This window comes from Streptomyces cadmiisoli (assembly GCF_003261055.1).
In the GTDB taxonomy this organism is placed as follows: domain Bacteria; phylum Actinomycetota; class Actinomycetes; order Streptomycetales; family Streptomycetaceae; genus Streptomyces; species Streptomyces cadmiisoli.
Window position 1 is genome coordinate 6096487 of record NZ_CP030073.1, and the last position, 18919, is coordinate 6115405.

The 18919-nt window shown below is 72.3% G+C and carries 17 protein-coding genes and 1 tRNA gene; 9 read left to right on the forward strand and 9 right to left on the reverse strand.

All coding sequences use genetic code 11. The features are described from left to right. Positions 1-16 precede the first annotated feature (16 nt). Complete coding sequence (locus DN051_RS26615) at positions 17-847, reverse strand: DUF4097 family beta strand repeat-containing protein (RefSeq protein ID WP_112439640.1); 831 nt, start codon at positions 845-847, stop codon at positions 17-19. Positions 848-1062: 215 nt separating this feature from the next. On the opposite strand from DN051_RS26615, the gene DN051_RS26620 reads away from it, so the two are divergent. Together DN051_RS26620 and gad are read left to right on the forward strand one after the other, a co-directional pair. After that, positions 1063-1137: transfer RNA gene (locus DN051_RS26620), tRNA-Val, on the forward strand. A 309-nt stretch (positions 1138-1446) separates the two neighbouring features. Then, a complete protein-coding gene (gene gad / locus DN051_RS26625) occupies positions 1447-2811 on the forward strand; it encodes a glutamate decarboxylase (protein ID WP_053758575.1) in 1365 nt (454 codons plus the stop codon). A gap of 288 nt (positions 2812-3099) precedes the next feature. Here gad and DN051_RS26630 read toward each other — a convergent pair whose 3' ends face one another. Further along, a complete protein-coding gene (locus DN051_RS26630) occupies positions 3100-3633 on the reverse strand; it encodes an SHOCT domain-containing protein (protein WP_053758574.1) in 534 nt (177 codons plus the stop codon). Positions 3634-3748: 115 nt separating this feature from the next. Continuing rightward, positions 3749-4099, reverse strand: coding sequence for a hypothetical protein (locus DN051_RS26635; RefSeq protein WP_112439641.1), 351 nt, complete (start codon positions 4097-4099; stop codon positions 3749-3751). A 95-nt stretch (positions 4100-4194) separates the two neighbouring features. Here DN051_RS26635 and DN051_RS26640 point away from each other — a divergent pair, with 95 nt between their 5' ends. After that, positions 4195-4563, forward strand: coding sequence for an iron chaperone (locus DN051_RS26640; protein WP_053758572.1), 369 nt, complete (start codon positions 4195-4197; stop codon positions 4561-4563). A gap of 79 nt (positions 4564-4642) precedes the next feature. Beyond that, complete coding sequence (locus DN051_RS26645; protein WP_053758571.1) at positions 4643-5188, forward strand: GNAT family N-acetyltransferase; 546 nt, start codon at positions 4643-4645, stop codon at positions 5186-5188. Here the strand turns inward: DN051_RS26645 and DN051_RS26650 are convergent. After that, positions 5172-6080: a ketopantoate reductase family protein gene (locus DN051_RS26650; protein WP_053758570.1), complete on the reverse strand. Its 909-nt coding sequence runs from the start codon at positions 6078-6080 to the stop codon at positions 5172-5174. The genes DN051_RS26645 and DN051_RS26650 overlap by 17 nt on opposite strands. A 261-nt stretch (positions 6081-6341) precedes the next feature. On the opposite strand from DN051_RS26650, the gene DN051_RS26655 reads away from it, so the two are divergent. Next, positions 6342-6572, forward strand: a complete 231-nt coding sequence (locus DN051_RS26655) for a DUF2277 domain-containing protein (RefSeq protein ID WP_053758569.1) — start codon at positions 6342-6344, stop codon at positions 6570-6572. 362 nt (positions 6573-6934) lie between these two features. Here the strand turns inward: DN051_RS26655 and DN051_RS26660 are convergent, their stop codons facing one another. The 4 genes from DN051_RS26660 to DN051_RS26675 form a co-directional block, all read right to left on the reverse strand. Further along, positions 6935-7558: a DedA family protein gene (locus DN051_RS26660; protein WP_053758568.1), complete on the reverse strand. Its 624-nt coding sequence runs from the start codon at positions 7556-7558 to the stop codon at positions 6935-6937. 145 nt (positions 7559-7703) lie between these two features. After that, positions 7704-9608 carry an FAD/NAD(P)-binding protein gene (locus DN051_RS26665; protein ID WP_112442455.1) on the reverse strand — a complete coding sequence of 635 codons (1905 nt, stop codon included), beginning with the start codon at positions 9606-9608 and terminating at the stop codon, positions 7704-7706. Between the two features lie 208 nt (positions 9609-9816). Beyond that, on the reverse strand, positions 9817-11460 hold the full coding sequence (locus tag DN051_RS26670) for an alkaline phosphatase D family protein (protein ID WP_053758566.1): 1644 nt from the start codon (positions 11458-11460) through the stop codon (positions 9817-9819). A gap of 83 nt (positions 11461-11543) precedes the next feature. After that, a complete protein-coding gene (locus DN051_RS26675; protein ID WP_053758565.1) occupies positions 11544-12188 on the reverse strand; it encodes an HNH endonuclease family protein in 645 nt (214 codons plus the stop codon). A 389-nt stretch (positions 12189-12577) separates the two neighbouring features. On the opposite strand from DN051_RS26675, the gene DN051_RS26680 reads away from it, so the two are divergent. Together DN051_RS26680 and DN051_RS26685 are read left to right on the forward strand one after the other, a co-directional pair. Next, positions 12578-13159, forward strand: a complete 582-nt coding sequence (locus DN051_RS26680; RefSeq protein ID WP_053758564.1) for a TMEM165/GDT1 family protein — start codon at positions 12578-12580, stop codon at positions 13157-13159. 281 nt (positions 13160-13440) lie between these two features. Further along, on the forward strand, positions 13441-14097 hold the full coding sequence (locus DN051_RS26685; protein WP_053758563.1) for an HAD-IA family hydrolase: 657 nt from the start codon (positions 13441-13443) through the stop codon (positions 14095-14097). A 406-nt stretch (positions 14098-14503) separates the two neighbouring features. On the opposite strand, the gene DN051_RS26690 is transcribed toward DN051_RS26685, so the two are convergent. Continuing rightward, a complete protein-coding gene (locus tag DN051_RS26690) occupies positions 14504-15688 on the reverse strand; it encodes a peptidoglycan-binding domain-containing protein (RefSeq protein ID WP_246040664.1) in 1185 nt (394 codons plus the stop codon). Positions 15689-15890: 202 nt separating this feature from the next. On the opposite strand from DN051_RS26690, the gene DN051_RS26695 reads away from it, so the two are divergent. Then, entirely contained in the window at positions 15891-17942 is a 2052-nt protein-coding gene (locus tag DN051_RS26695; protein WP_112439642.1) for an MDR family MFS transporter, read from the forward strand. A gap of 276 nt (positions 17943-18218) precedes the next feature. Further along, positions 18219-18914, forward strand: a complete 696-nt coding sequence (locus DN051_RS26700; protein WP_112439643.1) for a hypothetical protein — start codon at positions 18219-18221, stop codon at positions 18912-18914. The last annotated feature ends 5 nt before the right edge of the window (positions 18915-18919 follow it).

Consider the following 18919-nt stretch of genomic DNA (forward strand, 5'->3'; position numbering starts at 1 on the left):
CGAACACACGGGCCCGTTAGTTCGCTGTTCGGATGGTGACTTTGCCGTCGCCGGTGCGGGCGGACACCACATGCGTGCTGGAGTCGTCCCGGGGCACGGACACGTCGACCGCCCCGTCGCCGGTCTGCGTCGTCACCCGGTACGTGGCGCGGGGCAGCGCCACGGTGACGGATCCGTCGCCGCTGCTGGAGTCCACCAGGTCGGGTACGACGCCCAGTTCGAGGCGGACCGATCCGTCGCCGGTGCGGGTGCGGACCTCGCGGGAGCGGACGTCGGCGCGCACCGAACCGTCGGCCGTGCGCAGCTCCACCGGCCCGGTCGCGTCGTCCACGTCGACGGAACCGTCGCCGGTGCGGACCTTCAGCGGCGCGGTGGTGCCCTCGACCCGGACCGAGCCGTCGCCGGTACGGATGTCCAGCGCGTCCTCGAAGCCGCGGGCCCGCACACCGCCGTCCCCGTTCTCCACCCTGACGTCGACGCCGCGCGGCACCTCGACCCGGTGCCGGGCGGAGCAGTCGGCGATGAAACCGGAGCATTTCAGCCGCAGGACGAGACGGTCGTCCGCCATGGACCAGGTCACCTCGGGATCGCCGCCCGCGACGACCGAGCCCTGGAACCACCGGGTGACCTCGATGCGGCCCTCCCGGTTCGTGTCCGCGGCGACGATCTCCAGTGCGGAGTCGTCGGAGTCGACGGTCAGGGTCGACCCCTCCAGGGCGAACGACCTCCGCTCGGGATCCTTGTCGTCCCCGGCGGACGCACCGCAGCCGGTCACCCCCGCGACGACGACCACCACGGCACCGGCGACGGCGGCCGCACGAACGGGAACGGATACGGTTCGGGCCATCACGATCTCCCCCTGAGACAGGCTTCGAGCGCCGCCCCCGGGCCGGGCCTGTCCTGGCCGGTGAGGCGACTCCTCGACGGTACGGACGGCGCCCCGGCCGCGGGATCCGGAGCGCTCCCGGATCCGCGGTGGGGTTAACCCCCGCCCCGAGTCCGGCCAGGGAATACGGGTTTGCAGGACAGTGCCTCGGGCAAGGTAGGCTGTCGACTCGTCCTGGGCGCGTAGCTCAGCGGTAGAGCGCCGCCCTTACAAGGCGGATGTCGGCGGTTCGAAACCGTCCGCGCCCACCAGTTTCAGGACACGTCGTAGGCCCAGGTCGGCGGGTGGGTACCCGGAGATCTGGGCCTCGGTCTTTCTCGGCCGTAGATCGTGGCACGGACGTCGCCGAGGTCGGTCGAGTCGAGGGCGTGCAGCCAGATCCGTCGGGAGTCGTTGCGGCGGAGGACGCCACCGCCGCGGGCGCCGACGGAGACGAGCCGGTTCGGTCGGGGCCGTGTCCGTGAACTCCGGAAGCTGTCTGCTGCCGGTACGGTGCCTCACTGTTCCCGGCTCGGCGTGTCCCTCGTCTAGGCGGACATCGGCGCTGTTTGAATCGTCATATGACTGAGCGTGACGATTTGGCGCTGTTCGGTAACCGATTCCTGACCGTGCCCGCTCCCTGCGAGAACTTCCCTGAGGAAGGCATGCCCGCGACGGACGCGATGAGGCTGCTGGCGGTGGATCTCGCCATGGAGGGGGACCCGCAGCGCAACCTCGCCACGTTTGTCACCACTTGGATGGAGCCGGAGGCGCAACGGATCATCGCCGAGAATCTCCACCGCAATTTCATCGACCATGCGGAGTACCCGATTTCCGCCGAGATCGAGCAGCGTTGCGTGCGCATGCTCGCCGACCTCTTCCACGCGCCGGGCAGGACGACCGGATGCCGGACCCAGGGCTCGTCCGAGGCGATCATGCTCGGGGCGCTGTCGCTGAAGTGGAAGTGGCGGAAGCGCCGCCAAGCGGCCGGTCTGTCGGTCGACCGACCCAACTTGGTCTTCGGCGGGGACGTCCACGTCGTGTGGGAGAAGTTCTGCCGCTACTTCGACGTCGAGCCGCGGATCGTGCCGCTCGCCGAGAACAAGTACACGATCGGTCCGGAGGACGTGGAGCCCCACCTCGACGGGAACACGATCGGCGTCGTCGCCGTCCTCGGCACCACGTTCACCGGCCACAAGGACGACATCGTCGGGATCGACAAGCTGCTGCGGGACGTGCGCAAAGAGCGGGACCTCGACATCCCGATCCACGTCGACGGAGCCAGCGGCGCGTTCGTGTGGCCGTTCCTCTACCCGGACTCGAAATGGGACTTCCGGCTCGAACAGGTCCGTTCGATCAACGTCTCGGGACACAAGTACGGCCTGGTCTACCCCGGTATCGGCTGGCTGGTCTTCCGCGAAGAGTCCGATCTGCCCGAGGAGCTCGTGTTCCACGAGAACTACTTGGGCAAGACCGACGCGACGTTCACGCTGAACTTCTCCACCGGCGCGTCGATGGTGCTCGCGCAGTACTACAACTTCGTCCGGCTCGGTCGTCAGGGATACACCTACGTCATGAAGATGCTGCAGCAGAACGCCCATGCCTTGGCGGACAACCTGCGCAGCACCGGCCGCTTCGAAGTGATCGGGAGCGACCTCGAGCAACTGCCGCTGGTCGCTTTCCGTCTCGCCGGCAAGCACGATTACGACGAGTCCGACGTCGCCTGGCAACTCTCCGCCGAGCGCGGCTGGATGGTGCCGGCGTACACGCTCCCGCCCGACGCGGAGCGGGTGAAGATCATGCGTGCCCTGGTCAAGGAGACCCTGAGCCGCGAGCAGATCGATCGCCTGAGCCAGGACATCGTCGACGCGTGTCGCACTTTGGACGACAAGGGTACGACCCATGCGGTCGAGCGGGCCCAGGTCAAGCGCGGCACCGGCTACTGACGTACCGCCGTCCCCGGTTGCCGTGCGACAGCAGCCGGAGTGACCTGTGTGCTTCTGCTCTTGACCGCGTCCGCCCTCACCAGGCGGTTGTCGGCGGTGCGAGACCGTCCGCGTCCAGCGGTCGCAGGACATGACGAAGGCTCAGGTCTCCGGGTGGCCACCCGGAGACCTGAGCCTGGATCTTTTTCGGCCGTTCAGGGCCGCCGGCCGCTCACGTGACGGAACGGCGGCGTGGAGACGGCCGTACCGCGACGGCCGTCCATGTCGCGGCCACCGCGTCGGTGCGCGTCACATGCGGGCGAGGATCTCCGCCTTCTTGGCCGCGAACTCCTCCTCCGAGAGGATGCCCGCGTCCCGCAGTTCCGCCAGCTGCCGCAACTGCTCGACCGGTGTGCTCGTCTGCGGCGCGGGGGCCGCGGCCGGAGCGGGGGAAGCAGCGGGAGGGGCGGCCTGGTCGGGGGCGGGGACCTTGCCGAGCACCAGGTCGGTGAGCAGTGACTTGATGCCGGGAGCCGCGTCGTGCGGCACCCGGAACTCGATCGTGTTGCCCGAGGCCACCACCACGACCTTGGTGAACATCAGGCCGTCCCGCTTGGTCACCACGCTGGAGATGCTCCTGACCGGGATCATCTCGGTGCCCGCGTCGGAGCTGCGCACCCCCGTGGCCAGGAGCGACGCGCCGCCGGTGAGCAGGCCCGCGGTGAGCTTCTTGGCGCTCATCCCGCGGGCCCGGGCCCACTCCACCCGGTCGTGATGGATGGCCACGTCGGCGTTCTTGCCCCCGATGTGGCTCTTGAAGGTCATCAGCGCGTTGCTGGACATGAGGTGCTCCTGACTTGAAATGCGGCGTGGTACGTGCCGCCCGCACCTAGACACACATCGAGAAGCGAAGGTTGTGTGAAGGTCGGGACAAGATCCACGGCCGCTCAGGAGCAGGTCAGGTCTCCTCGCTGTCGGGCTGCGGGGTTTCGTGGGCGTGCTTGAGGGTCGCGCGGGCGTCGACGTGGTGCGGCCCCGTGAGCTGCGACCAGTAGCGGTGGGTGCTGACGAAGATCGCGAGTTCGTGTTCGCGTCGGCGGAGCTTTTCGACCTCGGCCTGTTCGTCGGCGGTCCAGCCGGGGGAGGCGGGGCGTTCGATCTTGCGCCAGCCACCGGCGTCACTGAAGCCGTCCAGGGGCTCGACCGACCAGGGGAGCCGCTTCAGCAGGGCCGACAGCTCGGCCCGGACCTGATGCAGCTCCTCCTGACCGGCGCGCAGGTCGCTGGGAAAGTCATAGGTCGTAGCCACGGCCGCAATGGTACGCCTGTTCGATTTTGGGTGGCGAGTTTCTTCTGGGGGTTCATGCGAACGAGTGGTCGAGCGGGTCCCGGTACGCTCGGCGCATGGTGCAGAGCAAGGCCGAGAACGTGGACGCATACCTCGCCGAGGTGCAGGAGGACCGCAGGGCGGCGCTGAGCCGGCTGCGGGACCTGTGCCGTGCGGAGCTGTCCGGGTTCCGCGAGGTGATGGCGTACGGCATGCCCGCGTACGAGCGGGAGGGCGGCGCGGCGGAGATCGCGTTCGCGTCGCAGAAGCAGTACGTCTCCTTCTATCTGATGCGCGGCGACGTCCGCGACGCCTTCGAGGAGCGGCTCGCCGGACAGGACATGGGCAAGGGGTGCCTGCGTTTCCGGAAGGCCGAGCGGATCGACTTCGATCTGGTGCGCGATCTGCTGCGGGCGACGGCCGCCGAGCCCGGCACGGTCTGCTGAGGCCGGCCCGGGACGCCGGCCACCGGGCGGGCCCGCAGGTCACGGGGCGATGTCAGACCCTCGGTCTAACGTGGTCGGCATGGACAACGTGGCGGGTGAACAGGTGCGGCTGGTGCCCTGGGCGGAGGGTGATCTCTGGCTGCTGCGCAGGGTCAACAGCCCTGAGATGACGGAGCACTTGGGCGGCCCCGAGAGCGAGGAGCGCCTGGTCGCGCGGCACCGCCGGTACGTCGAGTTGTCGGCGGGCGGGATGTACCGGGTGGTGCTGGCGGACGGCGGCGAGACCGTGGGGTCGATCGGGTTCTGGGAGCGCGAGTGGCGGGGCGGACCGGTCTGGGAGACCGGCTGGGGAGTGCTGCCCGAGTTCCAGGGACGGGGGCTGGCCGTGCAGGCGGCCCGCGCGGTGGTGACCGCCGCACGGGCCGAGGGAGCGCACCGGTATCTCCACGCCTTCCCCAGAGTGGATCACCCCGCGTCGAACGCGGTGTGCCGGAGAGCCGGGTTCACCCTGATCGGCACGGAGGACTTCGAGTACCCGAAGGGGCACTGGAAGCCGTCCAACGACTGGCGGTACGACCTGGGCGTGGGGCTGAGAGCGGCCCGGCCGATCACGTCGGAGACGTGACGTAGCTCAGCTCGCGCACCAGCTTCGCCGCCACCGGGGTGGGTACGCCGTGCCGCTCGGCGGCGCGCAGCAACGCGCCGCCGATGGCGTCCAGTTCCAGAGGACGGCCCGCCTCCGCGTCACGCTGCATGGAGGACTTGGTGTGGGGCGGGAAGGCGTCGTAGCGGGCGAGCGCCTGGGCGGGGTCGGCCGGACCGCCACAGGCTCGGCTCACCGCGGCCGTCTCCCCCACGAGGGCCGCCAGCTCGTCGCGGTGCCGGGAGCGCACGTCGCCCAGGGGGAGGGCGTAGCGCGTGGTGAGCAGTGCGAAGGGGGCGAGGAAGGACATCTTCGCCCACAGGGCCGCCGCCTCGTCGTCCAGGACGCGGGTGGTGGGCCCGGCGGCCGAGATGGCCGCCGCCAGCGCGTCGAGACGCTCACGCGGCACGGGGTCGCCGGTGAGGTCGATCTCGGCGAAGGGACTGGCGTGTTCGATCTCGCCGGGGGCGACCCGGGTCGACTCGACCCGGATGACGGCCGGGGCCACCTGGTCGGGGCGGTAGCGGGAGCGCAGGAGGGAGGGGTGTTCGATGCCGTTCAGGAAGGGGACGAGCAGGGCGTCGCCCAGCGTGTGGGCGGGGACGCGGGAGAGCGCGGCATCGAGGGCCGTGTGCTTGACGGCGATCAGACAGACGTCGACGGGTTCGCGCAGCTCTTCGGCCGCTTCGACGTCGGCGGTGAAGTCGCCGAACAGAGTGCTGCGGACGTGGACACCGGTGGTGCGCAGGGTCTCGGCGGTGGTCTCGCCGGCCAGGCAGATCACCCGGTGGCCGGCCCGGGCGAGGAGGCCGGCGAGCAGGCCTCCCACCCCTCCGGGGCCCAGTACCGCCACGGTGAGTTCGTCGTGCGCCATGGTCCATGGCTCCTCTCGTCGGTCGGCCCCGGGAAGGTGGCCGCCTCAAGCGGATCATCGCAGGCGGGGGTCGGACGGCGATAGGGCGGAGCGGGGTTTCCACTTGACCGGTCCTCGGCGGTCCCGCCTCGGCCGCGCAGGCCCCCGCCCGTCCCGCCTCGGCCGCTCCGGCCCGTGGCCCCGGGCCGTCCGACGGCCGCACACCCCGACGAACCGCCCCGTGCCCCTGCCGAACACTCACTGAAGAAGGAGACTGGAGTCATGTGCCGCAGTATCAAGACGCTTCGTCCGCCGGTATTGCCCGAGGAGGCCACCGAGGCCGATATCCGGGCCGCCGCCTTGCAGTACGTGCGGAAGGTCTCCGGGTTCCGGGCACCCGCCGCGCACAACCAGGAGGTCTTCGACCGCGCCGTCGACGTGATCGCCGAGGCGACGGCCGAGCTGCTCGCGGGACTGGAGGTGCGGGGACGGGCCGCCCGGCAGGCGGGATAGCCACGCCGCTCCGGCGCAGGTCGGACGGCTTACTCCTGACTGCTTTCACCTGACGGTTTACGCCTGACGGTTTACGCCTGACGGCCGCGGGCCGACGATCGTCACCTGCCGCCCGGGGTTCTCACCTGCCGTGTCGCTTGCCGTCTGCCGTCTGTTGTCCGCCGCACCATGTCGCCGCACGATGTCTGTCGCAGGGTGTCTGCCGTTCGCCGCTCGTGGGCCTCACTGTCCGTGTCGCCCGGCGTGCGTTCCCCGACGGTCGTCGCTTGCCGTGGGTCAGCAGCCCCCGGTCGGCAGCGGGCAACCATCGGTCACCGCGCCTCCCGCGTGCCCGCTGAACCCCGTCGGCTGCGCCGGCTCGGCTAGGCCGGCTCCGCTTCCTGTTCGCGCCGCATCAGGTACGTCGCCGCCGCGCCGGCCCCGATCAGTGCCAGGACGGAAACCCCCGTGGCGAGCCAGGTCGCGCCCAGCCAGTGGGCGCCGAAGTAGCCGAGGGCGACGCTGTACGTGGCCCAGGCGAGGCCCGCCAGGGCGGACCAGGGGACGAAGTCGCGGGCGCGGCGGTGCGCGGCGCCCGCGGTGAGGGAGACGACCGAGCGTCCGGCGGGGGCGAACCGGGCGAGGACGACAAGGGCGCCGCCGCCCCGGGCCAGGGCCGCGCCAAGACGTTCCTGCGCGGTGATCAGGCGGGGTGACCGGGCGAGGGCACGGTCCAGACGGGGGCCGCCGCGCCAGGCCAGGCGGTACGCCACCAGGTCGCCGAGCACGGAGGCGGTGGTCGCGCACAGCGTGAGGGCCAGGATGTCGGGGACGCTGTCCGGGACCTGGCCGGTCGCCGCGCCGGAGCCGGCGGCCGCGGCCGTGGCGGCCATGATGACCAGCACACCGCTCGGCAGCACCGGAACGAACACGTCGAGGAGGACCGACGCGGCGACCATGGCGTAGATCCATGGACTGCCTGTCAGTGACCCCAGACTCTCCAGCACCGCGACTCCCCGTTGCTCCCCCGTGAGCACACAGAGTACGCCCGAGGTGTGACAGACGGTTCATGGGGGGCTCGTGTGTTCGGAAACGGACGTTCACCGCACCGCCATCGGTGTGTGAACGGGAGGAGAGGAAGGGACGGCGGGTCTAGTCGATGCCGGCGAGTTCGGCCTGCGGCTGCGGCTGAGGCCGCGGCCGCGGGTTCGCCCGGTCGGCCTCCTCCGCCGCCGTGCGCAGTGCCGCTCTCGCCACCGCGTCCGCGTCCGACAGGGTGACCGAATCGACGCCCGGCCTGGCGCCGGCGGCGGTCACCCAATGCACCCCTTCGGTCGGCACGCCGAAGGCGAACCGGCGCGGGTGGGGACGCCCCTGACGGTTGATCACGTGGTACGGGCGGGGTGTCACGTCCAGGCCGCCCGTCTCGTAGCCGCCGACGGTGTGCGGCCGGCACCGGCCCGTCTCCAGGAGCCGGGAGAGCAGGTCGTCGGCGGTGCGGCGCAGGTCGGGCTCCGGGAGGCGGGCCTCTATCAGGGTTCTCACGCGGATCGCCGAGCCGGGGACGTCGGGGGAGTGCGCGAGCCACGCGCCGTCCGCGCGGCGCACCTCCAGGCGCGGCCCGAGCACCTCCAGCACGCCCGCCGCCACGAGGGCGGCCAGTTCCTCGATGCGGCGCCGGGGCGGGCCGATGGAGAGGAAGGCGTTGAGCGGGGTGTACCAGCGGTCGAGGTGGTCGCGGCGGGAGGTGCCGGAGACTCCGCCGTGGTCGACGACCAGGCGGATCTCGTTGCGCAGATCGCGCAGCACGTCGAGGGCGGCCTTGAGCGGGCCGTCCACATTGCCCCGGGCGGCCTGCGCGGCGTCCTCGCGCAGATGGGCCAGGAGCCAGTCGCGCCACTGGCCGGGGTGGTCGAAGGAGCGGTCCGCGTACGGGCGGGAGATCCGCTCCCAGGACCAGCGGTCGGCGGCCGGGACGCCGAACTCGTCGAGCAGCCGCAGCTCTTCGGGGTCGCGGTGCGGCAGGGCGAGGTAGCGGTCGGTGAACTCGGGGCGGCGCAGCAGCGCGGTGTAGTAGACCGTCTCGACCTCCTTCGCCACCAGCGGCCATATCTCCGCGAGGAAGTCGGGCGCCTCACCGGAGTCCGCGCGTTTGCGGAAGCCCGCGATCGCCTCCGGGGTGAGGACGAGCGGGAGGTGGCGGCCGTACGGGCCCTTCGCGTTGTCGCCGCGTGCCTGGTGGGGGATGCCGCGCCGGGAGCCGGCGTACAGGCGGGGCTCGCGGCCGGAGGGGAGGTAGCGCAGTCCTTCGCCGGTGGTGACGAAGCGGCCGCCGCGGCCGGTGGTCAACAGGGCCATGTGGTCGAAGAAGTTGAGACCGAGACCGCGCAGCAGTACCGGTTCGCCGGCGGTGACGGCGGTCAGGTCGACGTCGGCCGGGTTGGCGGGCGGGATGTGGCGAAGCCCGTGGTGGTCGGCGTGGGCCGCGTGGTGGCGCAGGTCCGCGTCCGGTGCGGTCGGCAGGTGCCCCTGGGCGAGCACGACGGCCGCGAGGCCGGTCAGCGTACGGCCGTTGTCCAGGGCGAGCGCCTGCCGGCCGTCCGCGCCGTCGTCGAGGCGGACGGCGCGGGCCGTGTGGGTCTCGACGCGCACCCCGGGCGGGGCCTGCCGGACCACTTCGGCGAACACCCACTCCAGATAGCGGCCGTAGTGGGCGCGGGTCGGATACTCGTCGGGTCCGAGGGTGCCGTCCGCCCACTCGTGCAGGCTCGGGCCCGGCCGGATCGGGCCCGAGCAGTCCACGCTCTCGTCGGTGAACAGGGTCACCTGCGAGGCCACGGTGTTCATCAGCAGCTCGGCCGACTGCGCGGTGCGCCAGACGCGGCCGGGGCCGGGCGGCGCCGGGTCGATCACATGCACCGTCAGCAGGGTGCCGGGCGGCAGGAGTTCACGGGCGGAGGCGCAGAGGCGTTCCAGGACGCTCGTACCGCGCGGCCCGGCACCGACGAGGGCGACGGACACCGGCTCGGGTGCGGGCCCGGACGGGGACCCCGGTATGGCGGACTCCGGTGCGGATTCCGCGGTCGGTGCAGACAATGCGGTGACTCCCGTGCGTGTGGGGCGCAGAGCGGCGAACCGTCCGATGGGAAGCGGACGGTCCGCCTCATCATGCCGTCGGGAACCACAGAAGCCAACGCGCGCCCCAGACGTCCCAGTTGTGCCCGCCGCACGGCCCGGATGTGCCCCCACACTTCCCAGATGTGCTTCATGCGGTGGTCAGAACCGACTCCTCCACGGTCGTCAGCCGTGCGCCGCCCTGTCCGTCCGCCCGTGCCTGCTCCAGCCGCAGCCGCGACTCGCGCCCCTTCATCGTCAGCGTCATGAGCTGGTTGCCGAACCAGGGGCCGCCGGTGCGGCGCCAGTCGATCGCCGGGCGCGGGACGCGTCCGTGTCCGGCGACCCGGCGGCCGAGGAAGCGGGCGGCGTTGCTCCAGCCGAAGCGGAAGCCGAGGCGTATCGACCGGGGCACGGAGTTGTGGACGGGGGAGCAGGTGAGCTGGAGCACGCGCGCGTCGGGGCCGCCGGAGCCGGGCCAGGTCGGCTCGGCCACGTAGGCGTGGTGGACGTCGCCCGACAGGACGCACACCGTCGCCGGTGCCCCCTCGCCCGAACCGGCCTCGGCGATGAGCGCGGCCAGCGCGTCGAAGGAGTCCGGGAACGCCGCCCAGTGCTCCAGGTCGGCCGCCCGCCGCAGCTTCTCCCCGAACCGGGCCCAGCGCGCGCCCTTCTCGCCCCGGCACAGGGCCGCGTCCCACCCCTCCGCGTCGTGCACCAGATGCGGCAGCAGCCAGGGCAGGGAGGAGCCGATGAGGAGATGGTCGTAGCTGCCCGGCGCCTCCAGTGCCTGGGTGCGCAGCCACTGGGCCTCGCCCGCATCGAGCATCGAGCGGTTGCCCTCCTCCAGGACGCGGGCCATCCGGGTGTCGACCATCAGCAGGCGTACGCGGCCGAAGTCGCGCCGGTAGCTCCAGCGGACGGACGCGGGATCGGCGTCGGCCTCGGCGGCGAAGGCGCGCAGCACGTCGGTGGCGTCGGGTGTCTCGCGCACGGCCGCGTAGACCGGGTCGGCGGCCAGCTCGGTGGGCGACAGGTTGCCCAGATGCTGGTGCACCCAGTAGGAGGCCAGCCCGCTCAGCAGGCGCTCGCGCCACCAGGGGGTGTCCCGCATGTCGGCGAGCCAGGCGGCGGAGGTGTTCCAGTCGTCTATGACGTCGTGGTCGTCGAAGATCATGCAGCTGGGCACGGTGGACAGCAGCCAGCGCACCTCGGGGTCGAGCCAGGATTCGTAGTAGAGCCGGGTGTACTCCTCGTAGTCCGCCACGCCCTGTCCCGGCGGTTCGCTCAGGTCGCGGCGGGCGGACAGCCAGCGCTGGGTGGCCCCGGAGGTCTCGTCGGCGTACACCTGGTCGCCCAGGAGCAGCAGGACGTCGGGGCGTTCGGCCGCGGGGTCGGCGGCGAGGCGGGCGGCCAGGGTGTCCAGGGCGTCCGGTCCGGCCGGGTCGTCATCGGCGGCCGGGGGCGCGGCCCAGCGGCACGAGCCGAAGGCGACGCGGACGGGGTCCTGCGTGGTGCCCGTGCGGATCTCCGAGGGCGGGAACGGGGAGTCCTCCAGGGGCCACACGCGGGTGTCGCCGAGGTACACCTCGTACGCCGTGGCCGTGCCCGCGGTCAGGCCGGTCACCGGCACGAGCGCGTAGTGATGGCCCGCGATCTGGAAGGTGCGGGCCGTGCCGCGGGAGCCGTCGGCGCAGCGCACCTCGACGGTGCACGGACGGCCGGTCTCGACCCAGACGGTCGCGGACGAGCCGTCGGCGTATCTCAGCAGTGGTCCAAGGCGCAGTGCCGTCACGTGATCGCCCTCCTCCGTCGCCCCGTACGGTACGGAACGACGGAGGCCGGCGGGGAGGTTCCGCGCCAGAAAAGAGGGGCGGATCAGCAGGACGCCAGGTAGTTCGTCAGGGCGTTCTTCTCGGTGGAGTCGACGGAGAGGCCGTAGTAGTACTTCACCTGGACCCAGGCGCGGACGTAGGTGCAGCGGTAGGCGGTGCGGGACGGCATCCAGGTGGCCGGGTCCTGGTCGCCCTTGGCCTGGTTGACGTTGTCGGTGACCGCGAGGAGCTGCGGGCGGGTCAGGTCGTTGGCGAAGGACTGGCGGCGCGAGGTGGTCCAGCTGCCGGCGCCGGAGTCCCAGGCCTCGGCGAGCGGTACGAGGTGGTCGATGTCGACGTCGGCGGCGGCGCTCCAGGTGGCGCCGTCGTACGGGGAGTACCAGCTGCCGCTGGTGGCGGCGCAGGCGGAGTCGGTGACGACGTTGGAGCCGTCGCGCTTGAGGACGGTCTCGCGGGTGTTGCAGGAGCCGCTGACGGTGATCCAGTGCGGGAAGAGGTCGCGGTTGTAGCCGGTGCGGTTCTCGGTCGCCACGGTGAGCTGGGCGAGGTAGCTGCGGGCGGTGGCCGCGCTGACCGGGGTGGGGAGGGCGGCGGAGGCGGTGGGGGCGCTGAAGAGGGCCGCGGAGGCGATGAGGGCACTGAACGCCGCGGTGATGCCGAGCCGTCGACGCGCGTAGAACCTGGACATGCGAACTCCCTGGGAATGTGGGGGTGTTGGCGGGCGAGCGTGGGAATGCTCGCGGTGCCGTATTGCGAACGGGTGTGCGTTCGGTGAGAAGTTAGTGACGCGGGCATGACACGACAAGGTTCAAGGCGGAACTTTTCGCTCCAGAGGCGTCGCGTACCATGGGGAGCGCAGAAGGGGAGTAGCTCTTCGCCGGACCGTCGACATACTGCTCAGCTCGTCTGAGCCGGCGCCCGGAGGCAGGCCTCGTCCACGAGGCCCGCCAGCGAGACCTTCGGCAAGCAGTGCACGCCCGTGCCTCTCGGCACGGGTGCCGTGTGGGCTGCCGTGCCGAGGTCTTGTACGCAAGGTGCAGCGCTCTCGGTGGGGCAGCCCCGACCGATTGAGGAACCTTGATCAGCCTTTCCGTCACGGCGCTCGTCTTCGGCGTCGTCTTCCTCGCCGAACTGCCGGACAAGACCGCGCTCGCCGGCCTCGTGCTCGGCACCCGGTACCGCGCGTCGTACGTCTTCGCCGGCGTCGCCGCGGCGTTCACGCTGCACGTCGCGCTCGCCGTCGCGGCGGGCAGTGTGCTCACCCTGCTGCCGCAGCAGCTCGTGCACGCGCTGACGGGCGTGCTCTTCCTGGGCGGTGCCGCGATGCTGCTGCTGAAGGGGCACGGCGAGGAGGAGGACATCCGCAAGCCGGAGGACCAGTCCTTCTGGAAGGTCTCCGGCGCCGGATTCATGCTCATCCTGGTCGCCGAGTTCGGTGACCTGACGCAGATCATGACGGCGAACCTCGCCGCGCGCTACGACGACCCGCTCTCCGTCGGCCTGGGCGCGGTGCTGGCCCTGTGGGCGGTCGCCGGGCTGGGCATCGTCGGCGGGAAGGCGCTGATGAAGCGGGTGCCGCTGGGGCTGATCACCAGGATCGCGGCGCTGCTGATGGCCGGGCTCGGGGTGTGGAGCCTGTGGGAGGCCGTGACCGGCTGAGCTGAACGGCCGGTGAACGTTCCCGGGTGTGGTGGCGTAAGACGGGGATTGTTTTGTACCGTAGGGAAACAAAGTGGTTCCCGCCCGTTTCCCCTGACCGGCGGGCGGGGCCACCTTGTCCCTTCGGGGGCCGGCCCGCGTTGTCGGGTGCGCAGCCCCGGGGCGGGACCGCGGGCGGCCCGTCCGCCGGCCTTTCCGGCCCCCTGCCCCCTGCCCCCTCGGGGGGTGTCTTGTCCGTACGAGGGCCGTGCCGGCCCTCGGCCCGCTTCCTGGAGTTGCCGATGACGGCCACCACCGTGCTCACCGCCCGCGCCCTCCTGCTCGACATGGACGGCACCCTGGTCAATTCCGACGCCGTGGTGGAGCGCATCTGGCGGCGCTGGGCCGAGCGGCACGGGCTCGACGGGGACGAGGTCATGAAGGTCGTGCACGGGCGCCAGGGATACGCCTCCATGGCGGTGCTGCTGCCGAACCGGCCGATCGAGCAGAACCACGCCGACAACGCGCGGATGCTCGCGGAGGAGACCGCCGACATGGACGGCGTCGTGCCGGTGCCTGGGGCGGCGGAGTTCCTCGCGTCGCTGCGCGGGGTGCCGCACGCGTTGGTGACGTCCGCCGACGTCGCGCTGTCCACGGCGCGGATGGCGGCGGCGGGGCTCGATCTGCCGGACGTGCGGGTGACCGCGGAGTCGGTGGGCGCGAGCAAGCCCGATCCGGAAGGCTTCCTGAAGGGGGCCGCGGAGCTGGGAGTGGCGCCCGCGGACTGCCTGGTGTTCGAGGACTCCGGGGCGGGGATCGCGGCGGGGCGGGCCGCGGGGATGCGGGTGGTGGGAGTGGGGCCGCGGGCCGGGTTCCATCGGCCCGATGTGCAGGTCGCGGACCTGACGCGGGTGCGGGTCGAGGCGGCTGCCGGGGTGGTCCGGGTTCACGTGGGGTAGCGGTGGGGGCGGCTGCCGTCGGGGGGCGGCTGCACTGCCCCGCGTTTGCGGGGTGCCGCCCGTGGTCCGGTGGGGTGTGCTGTCCGGCGTTGCGGGGTGCCGCCCGCGGCCACCCGTCATCCGTGCCGCCCTCGCCCACCCGTGCCGTCCTCTGCGGCACGTATGCCCGCGGTGGGGCGGGTGAGGTGCGCTGCCCGATGTTGTGGGGTGTCGCCCGTGGTCGGGGCGGCTGCTCTGCCCCGCGTTTGCGGGGTGCCGCCCGTGGTCGGGTGGGGTGTGCTGTCCGGCGTTGCGGGGTGCCGCCCGCGCCCATCCGTACCGTCCGCGCCCACCCGTGCCGTCCTCTGCGGCACGTAGGCCCGCGGTGGGGCGGGCCCGTGCGTCTGTGGGCGGGGCGGTCGGCGGTTTACGGCTCTCTGGTCTCTGATTCCAGGCGTTGGCGGGTGGCCGCGTCGTAGACGCCGCGGTCGTCGGGGTCGATGCCGCGGGTCCACTGGTAGGTGCGTACGGCGTCTTCCACACGGTGGTTGTAGTGGCCGTGGGGCTCGTCGTTGTACAGGAACAGCTGGCGCAGGCGGAGCTGGAGTTCGACGACCTCGGGGCCGTCGTCGCCGCGGCGCAGGACGACGGCGTTGTCACCGCCCCCGTCGTCGGGAGCGTCCGCGGGGTCGCTGGCCTTGGCGGTGGTGGCCGTCCGGGTCGGGGTGGCCGACTCGGTGGGGGTGGCGGAGGCGGTCGACTCCGACGCGGACGGCGAGGGGGACGAGGACGCGCTGGTCGACGGTGACGCGGAGGCGGACGTCGGCGGTGCGGACGTCGCGGACGCGGACGGGACCCCGGTCGACTCGCCGGTGGACGCGTCCGGCACGGCCTCCCGTGCGTTGCGCGGTGCCGCGCCGTCCCGGGAGGGCGTCTCGTAGGAGAACAGCCCGGCGGCGGCGCCGGCGGCCGCCACCACGGCGAGCACCGCACCCGCCGCGCCGAGCACGGCCGTACGGCGACGGCCGCGCGAGCGCCCCCCGCCGCCGACGGCGGGGTCGGCGATCCGGCCGATCTCGGTGGTGGGCGCGGCCGGCGACGACGTCGTGTCGAACATGCGCAGGTCGGTCGCGTTGGGGGTGTTGTCCGAGGGCGTCAGCGGGGTGGGCAGCGCAGGAGGCGTCACCGCCTGCAGCTGCATCGTGGCGTCGGCGCCCGCGCCCGCGCCCGCGCCCGCATCGGCACCGGCACCCGCGCCCGTACCGGCGCCCGTGCCCGCACCGGCGCCCGTGCCCGTACCGGCACCCGTGCCCGCGCCCACCGCGCCCGCGTCCACCGCGTGCAGCTGCATCGTGGCGTCCGCGCTCGCGCTCCCGCCCGCGCCCGGCTCGGACGGCTGCGCCGGGTCCGGCCCGGCGGCCGGGTTCTCGGCCTCCAGGTCGACGTACGGCCGGATGCGCAGCGGGTCGAAGTCCTCGGCCGCCGCCTGTTCCGCCGTGCGCGCGTCGCGCAGCGCGTCGGACGCACGTCGGCCGCAGGCGCAGGCCGGTGTGTTGTCCACCGTTCTGGGCGCCCCGCACTCCGGGCACTGATGCCCCATCGGCTCCACCACGCGTCCGTCCCTCCCCTCGCGACCCCCGCGACCCCAGAGATTATGCAGATCTCGTGGAGGTCCTGTTGACGAAGCCCCCTCAGTCGGCGCGGACCCGCTGCGGAACGGCCGCTTCCAAAGGGACTCGACAGGCCATAACCGGGCATACCGCCCAGGATGGGGGATGTAAATGACGGCCTGGTCCAGCGCTCGGGAGGTCCCTATGGCGGCGGACGCGCGCGGCAGTACGACGGCGGCGCGGGGCGCCGACACCCGGGAAGGTGTGTCCGGCAATGTCCTCGTGTCGATCGGCGCACTGCTCCTCGGACTGCTGCTCGCCGCCCTGGACCAGACGATCGTCTCGACCGCGCTGCCGACCATCGTGAGCGACCTCGGCGGTCTGGAGCACCTGTCCTGGGTGGTCACCGCGTACCTGCTGGCGTCGACCGCGGCGACTCCGCTGTGGGGCAAACTCGGAGACCAGTACGGGCGCAAGCGGCTGTTCCAGATCGCGATCGTGATCTTCCTGGTGGGCTCCGCGCTGTGCGGGCTCGCGCAGGACATGTCGCAGCTCATCGCCTTCCGCGGCCTCCAGGGCCTGGGCGGCGGCGGACTGCTGGTGCTGTCGATGGCGATGGTCGGCGACCTCGTGCCGCCCCGTGACCGAGGGCGCTACCAGGGGCTGTTCGGCACGGTCTTCGGCAGCGCGAGCGTTCTCGGTCCGCTGCTCGGCGGGCTGTTCACCGAGCATCTGAGCTGGCGCTGGGTCTTCTACATCAACCTGCCGGTCGGTATCGCCGCGCTCGTCGTGATCGCCACCGTGCTGCACCTGCCGCGCACCTCCACCCGGCACGTCATCGACTACCTGGGCACCTTCCTGATCGCCGCCGTGGCCACCTGCCTCGTGCTGGTCGCCTCGCTCGGGGGCACCACCTGGGGCTGGGGGTCGCCGCAGATCATCGGGCTCATCGTGCTCGCGGTGGTGCTCGTCGTGGCGTTCGTGCTGGTCGAGCGGCGGGCCGCGGAACCCGTTCTGCCGCTGAAGCTGTTCAGGATCCGCACCTTCACCCTGTCCGCCGCGATCAGCTTCATCGTCGGTTTCGCGATGTTCGGCGCGCTGACCTATCTGCCGACCTTCCTCCAGGTGGTCCGGGGTGTGACGCCGACCTGGTCGGGCGTGCACATGCTGCCGATGGTGTTCGGCATGCTGCTGGCCTCCACCGGTTCCGGCCAGATCGTCAGCCGGACCGGCCGCTGGAAGGTCTTCCCGGTCGCCGGCACCGGTGTCACGACGATCGGCCTTCTCCTGCTCAGGGCCCTGCACGAGAACAGCTCCAACGTCGTGATCAGCGCCTCCCTCTTCGTCTTCGGACTGGGCCTCGGCATGGTCATGCAGGTGCTGGTGCTGATCGTGCAGAACGCCGTCTCGTACCAGGACCTGGGTGTCGCCACCTCCGGCGCGACGTTCTTCCGCTCCATCGGCGCCGCGTTCGGTGTCGCCGTCTTCGGCACGATCTTCGCGAGCCGCCTCACCGACGCGCTGACGGCCGCCTATCGCGACGTGCGGCTCCCGCCGGGCACCTCGGTGGACGCCCTGAAGGCCGACCCGCGCGGCATCTCCGAGCTGCCGGCCCAGTTGCGCCCGCCGGCCCTGCACGCGTACGCGACCTCCATCACGGACGTCTTCCTGTACGCCGCGCCCGTGGCCCTCGTCGGCTTCCTGCTCGCGTGGTTCCTGAAGGAGGACCGGCTGCGCGGCTCCGTCACGGCGCCCGACGTCACCGAGACCCTGGCCAGCAACCCGGTGCAGCGGTCGTCGTACGACGAGGTGTGCCGCGCGCTGTCGGTGCTCGGCACCCGTGAGGGCCGCCGCACGGTGTACGAGAGGATCACGGCCCGGGCCGGCTACGACCTGATGCCCGCGGCGAGCTGGCTGCTGCTGCGGATGAGGAAGTACGGCTCCGTGGAGCCGGCCGTGCTCGCCGAGCGGGGCGTGGTCCCGCTGGAGGCGGTCCTGGACGCGGCCCGGCAGGTCGAGGTGCGACGGCTCGGGGAGCGGGAGGGCCTGGACCTCTACCTGACCCCACAGGGCCGGGTGGTGGCCGACCGCCTCTCGAAGGCGCGTGAGGAGTCCCTGTCCGAACTGCTCGGCGACTGGTGGGGGCCGGACCGGCCGACCGATCTGATCCAACTGGTCGAGCAGTTGAATCACGAGCTGTGCGGCTCGGTGCGTGAGCAGCCGCACGCCGACCGTCCGCTCAGCGGCCCGGCCTGAGCCCCCTCGCGCCGAGCGCCCGCGACGCACCCGCACCCGCACCCCCAGCAGTCGCCCCCGCGCGCCTGGTGGGACCCCGGTTGTGCGTGAGTGGTGCCGTGGTTCCCGCCGCCTCCCCGGGTGCCAAGCAGGTGACGAGGCGTCAGGGTCCTGTATGCGCGGGCCGGTTGTGGACGGCCGGGGTCGGATGCCGTTTACGGCGGAGCGGGCGGGCAACCCGTTTCGGCGGGCCGGTCCCGCGGAGGGCCGGCCGGGTCGAGAACCCGGAAGGCACACATGTCCACTGGCTGGATCATTGCTCTGATCGTGATCGTGGTGGCGGTCGGCCTGGCGGCGGCCGCCCTGACCCTGCGCAGCCGGGGTGCGCCCGGCGGACGTGGCCTGCGGAGGCGCTTCGGACCCGAGTACGACCGGGCCGTGGCCCGGCACGACGGCGACAGCAGGGCCGCCGAGCGGGAGCTCGCCGAACGCGTCGAGCGGCACGGCGACTTGCCCGAACGCCCCCTCGAACCGGCGCGGCGCGAGGAGTTCGAGGCCCGCTGGACGGCCGCGCAGGAGCGCTTCGTCGACTCGCCGCAGGAGGCGATGGCCGAGGCGGACCGGCTGCTCGCCGAACTGGCCGCGGAGCGCGGCTTCCCGGACGGCGGGCGGTACGAGGAGCAGTTCGCCGCGCTGTCCGTGCACCACGCGGACCACGTGCACGGGTACCGGCGCGTCCACCGCATCGCCCACGTGCGGGTGAACGGCGCCTACGACGGGCGGGCGGAGGCCGCGCAGGACGGTCCCGTCGGCACCGAGGAGATGCGCGCGGCCATGGTCGAGGCGCGCGCCCTGTTCGAGGACCTGATGGGCTCGGGGCGCGGCGACGGCGAACGCCGCGCGGCGCGGGAGCGGGCCGGGAACCCGGCCGCTCCGGGCAGCGGCCACCGGCATCTGCCGTGGGCCTTCACCCGGCACGCCAAGGGGAGTTGAGACAC

Bases quoted from the DNA above. Each gene is read 5' to 3' on its own strand.
- DN051_RS26615 (WP_112439640.1), bottom strand. From the start codon at position 847: ATGGCCCGAACCGTATCCGTTCCCGTTCGTGCGGCCGCCGTCGCCGGT.
- gad (WP_053758575.1), top strand. From the start codon at position 1,447: ATGACTGAGCGTGACGATTTGGCGCTGTTCGGTAACCGATTCCTGACC.
- DN051_RS26630 (WP_053758574.1), bottom strand. From the start codon at position 3,633: ATGTCCAGCAACGCGCTGATGACCTTCAAGAGCCACATCGGGGGCAAG.
- DN051_RS26640 (WP_053758572.1), top strand. From the start codon at position 4,195: ATGGTGCAGAGCAAGGCCGAGAACGTGGACGCATACCTCGCCGAGGTG.
- DN051_RS26645 (WP_053758571.1), top strand. From the start codon at position 4,643: ATGGACAACGTGGCGGGTGAACAGGTGCGGCTGGTGCCCTGGGCGGAG.
- DN051_RS26650 (WP_053758570.1), bottom strand. From the start codon at position 6,080: ATGGCGCACGACGAACTCACCGTGGCGGTACTGGGCCCCGGAGGGGTG.
- DN051_RS26655 (WP_053758569.1), top strand. From the start codon at position 6,342: ATGTGCCGCAGTATCAAGACGCTTCGTCCGCCGGTATTGCCCGAGGAG.
- DN051_RS26675 (WP_053758565.1), bottom strand. From the start codon at position 12,188: ATGTCCAGGTTCTACGCGCGTCGACGGCTCGGCATCACCGCGGCGTTC.
- DN051_RS26685 (WP_053758563.1), top strand. From the start codon at position 13,441: ATGACGGCCACCACCGTGCTCACCGCCCGCGCCCTCCTGCTCGACATG.
- DN051_RS26695 (WP_112439642.1), top strand. From the start codon at position 15,891: ATGGCGGCGGACGCGCGCGGCAGTACGACGGCGGCGCGGGGCGCCGAC.
- DN051_RS26700 (WP_112439643.1), top strand. From the start codon at position 18,219: ATGTCCACTGGCTGGATCATTGCTCTGATCGTGATCGTGGTGGCGGTC.